Source organism: Streptomyces sp. NPDC058877 (assembly GCF_042742855.1).
GTDB lineage: Bacteria > Actinomycetota > Actinomycetes > Streptomycetales > Streptomycetaceae > Streptomyces.
Genome location: NZ_JBHYMF010000359.1, coordinates 1 through 2,607, shown reverse-complemented (window position 1 = coordinate 2,607; position 2,607 = coordinate 1). Strand labels below are relative to the sequence as shown.

Here is a 2,607-nt window from a genome sequence, read left to right as displayed (position 1 = left end):
CCGTACGCTACATTTTGCCGGTCCTTGACCGACGATCCCCTGTGATCGCAACCTCTCGGAGTCGGCGTTTCATGAGCGACATAGTCAACGGCCTCGGCCGGGCCGGCGCCTACGGCGCGCTCGGCGTGGTCCTACTGATCCTCGGCATCGTGCTCGTGGACCTGCTGACCCCCGGGAACCTCCGGCGCCAGATCTGGGCAGATCGCAACCGCAACGCCGCGATCCTGCTGGTCTCGGCGCTGCTCGGCGTCGGCGGCGTCGTCTTCACCTCGATCTGGACGACGTACGACGACTTCGGCAAGGGCCTCATCTCGACGGCCGTGTTCGGTCTCCTCGGTCTGGTGATGATGGCCGTGGCCTTCATCGTCGTCGACCTCTTCACACCTGGAAAGCTGGGTGCCCTCCTCGTCGCCCCCGAGCCGCACCCGGCGGTCTGGGTGACCGCCTCCTGCAACCTCGCGGTCTCGGCGATCGTCTCCGCCTCCATCGCCTGATCCTCGCGGAGCGGACGCTCCCGGCCGTTTCGCCGCCCGCCCGACCGTTCAGGTCGCCATGGGCTCCACCTCCAGGAAACGACGCCCGCGCGGTCCCCGGTAGAGCAGGGCCTCCCAACCGAGCCGTGCCAGGACGGCCGCGCAGGTGGCGAGGGCCGCCGCCTCTTCCCGGGCGGCGCCCGCACCGGGCGGACCAAGCCATTCCACCACTGCCGCTCCGTCCCCCTCCCCCGCTCTGACCCGGTATCCGGTGGACAGTCGCGCTCCGGAGCCGTCCGTGGACGAGGGCGGAATTCCACCGGCCTCCAGGGCCAGGGCCACCGCACGGACCGGTTGGCGGCGCTCCCAATCGGCGGGGACGGCCCTCGGGTCACCACCCCGACGCAGGGTCAGCCGCCGGATCTGGAGGAGCCCGTCGACCGCGGTGCGGACCTCGCGCGACCGCTGCTCGGCCTCGGACCGCGGCAGCGGCGGCCCGTCGCCGGTGGCGGCCTCGAACACGCCCGGGGCTCCGCTCCCGCCTCCGCCTCCCGGTCCGGTCACAACAGCCGCCGGATGTCACCGCGGACTCGGTAGAAGCCGCCGGCGGCCGGGTGCAGGGCATCCACCACGTACCGCGCACCAGGCTCCCGGATCGCCCGCGGGAACTGCACGTTCCACCCGGATTCGTACCCCTGCGAAACGACCCGCACCCGGGTCCTGCCCCCTTCGCCCACGCACTCCACCACCACCGAACCGGCCGGAACGTCCTGGACCGCGGTGACCGCGGTCGCGGTCGTGGCCGGTTCGTACACCGGGAGGGCGGCGTCGAGCTTGACGTCCCGGGCGACCGGGACCGCGCCCCCTTGTGCCGCCCGGATCGCCGCCTCGCCCGCGTCGATGCAGACCAGTGAACCGTCCGTGGTCACCAGGTAGAGCCGCTCGTCCCGGTACTGCATGGAGAGCGCCGAGCCGCCGCCGGTGCCGAGCTTCCACAGTCGGGTGCCGTCCTCCGCGAAGCAGTAGACGGAGGAGGCCGAGTCCCCCGCGAAGACGAACCGGCCGCCCGGTGAAGTGGCGCACGAGTACACCGGACCGTCACAGGAGTACACCGCCTCCACCCGCCCGTCCTCCTTGGCGAGTCGCTGCACCTTCTTGCGGGACGTTCCCGCGTAGACCGCGGTGTCCTCCTGCCAGCCGAACAGGACCCCGCCCCCGGTCGCCGTGTGCCACCGCTCGCCGCTGCCGTCCGGCGCATGGGCGGAGACGCCCCTGGTGTCCCCGTAGTACACGGCGTCGCCGTCCGCCCGGACCATCCAGGCGTGCTCCCCGGCTCCGGTCCGTGCCCACTGGTGCTCGTCCTCGTGGTCGATGACCGTCAGACGGCCGGACCGGTCGGCGACATGCAGCACGCCCTCGTGGATGTCGAGCCAGAAGATGTCCACGTCGGCAGCGATGTCGTACGCGGCAAAGGGGAGCTTGGACGACAGGTCGTACACCTTTCCGTCGTCACAGCCCGCGTAGATCCAGAAGTCGTCAGCCACCAGGCACTTGACGCCGTCCGGCAGGCTGAACCTGGCCTGCACCCCTCCCTCGTGGTCGAGCGTGAAGACTTCCCCCGCCTGGTTGCCCACCCAACAGCGCTCCTCTTCGACGTGGATACCGAAGGCGGACGAGCCGGTCCGGAAGCGCCAGAGGACGGGAGCGACGGCGCGCGCACTGGAAGGGGTGGAGCTGACCTCCCGACGCGTCACGGGGCGCGCGGCGCGCTGCCCCCGGACTGCGGGGGCGTACCCCTTGCGCACCTTCTCCCCGATCTTCTTCGCCGCCGCTGCCCGGGCCTTCGCCTCGGTCGGGAACGTCGAGCGCTGCGTCTGCCCGTCGGAGCCGATCCGGCCGTAACGGACCGACACCGCGAGCGCCTCGACGGTCACTTCGTAGAACTTGTGGGCACCGCCGCCGTCCTGGGACAGCTCCAGATAGGTCGTCGTCATGACCAGAACGGTAGGGGCCACCACTGACATCGACGACGGCTGACGTCGACGCCGACGCCGGCGTCCGGGTGCCGGGCACCGCGGTCGCCGCCGCCCCCGCGCACCGGGGCGCACGCCGGGGCGGGCCGGGCCCACTGGGC

General features: G+C 71.8%; 3 protein-coding genes. 1 reads left to right on the top strand and 2 read right to left on the bottom strand.

What is annotated here, in order from left to right; genetic code table 11:
• Nucleotides 1-71 precede the first annotated feature (71 nt).
• Nucleotides 72-494, top strand: coding sequence for a DUF350 domain-containing protein (locus ACFW2Y_RS35470; RefSeq protein WP_384887781.1), 423 nt, complete (start codon nucleotides 72-74; stop codon nucleotides 492-494).
• Between the two features lie 48 nt (nucleotides 495-542).
• Here the strand turns inward: ACFW2Y_RS35470 and ACFW2Y_RS35465 are convergent, their stop codons facing one another.
• Nucleotides 543-995: a hypothetical protein gene (locus ACFW2Y_RS35465; protein WP_384887778.1), complete on the bottom strand. Its 453-nt coding sequence runs from the start codon at nucleotides 993-995 to the stop codon at nucleotides 543-545.
• 38 nt (nucleotides 996-1,033) lie between these two features.
• Entirely contained in the window at nucleotides 1,034-2,467 is a 1,434-nt protein-coding gene (locus ACFW2Y_RS35460; protein WP_384887776.1) for a WGR domain-containing protein, read from the bottom strand.
• Nucleotides 2,468-2,607 lie beyond the last annotated feature (140 nt).

What these genes read in the sequence shown, in the direction of transcription:
- ACFW2Y_RS35470 (WP_384887781.1), top strand. Translation starts at nt 72, where the DNA reads ATGAGCGACATAGTCAACGGCCTCGGCCGGGCCGGCGCCTACGGCGCG.
- ACFW2Y_RS35460 (WP_384887776.1), bottom strand. Translation starts at nt 2,467, where the DNA reads ATGACGACGACCTATCTGGAGCTGTCCCAGGACGGCGGCGGTGCCCAC.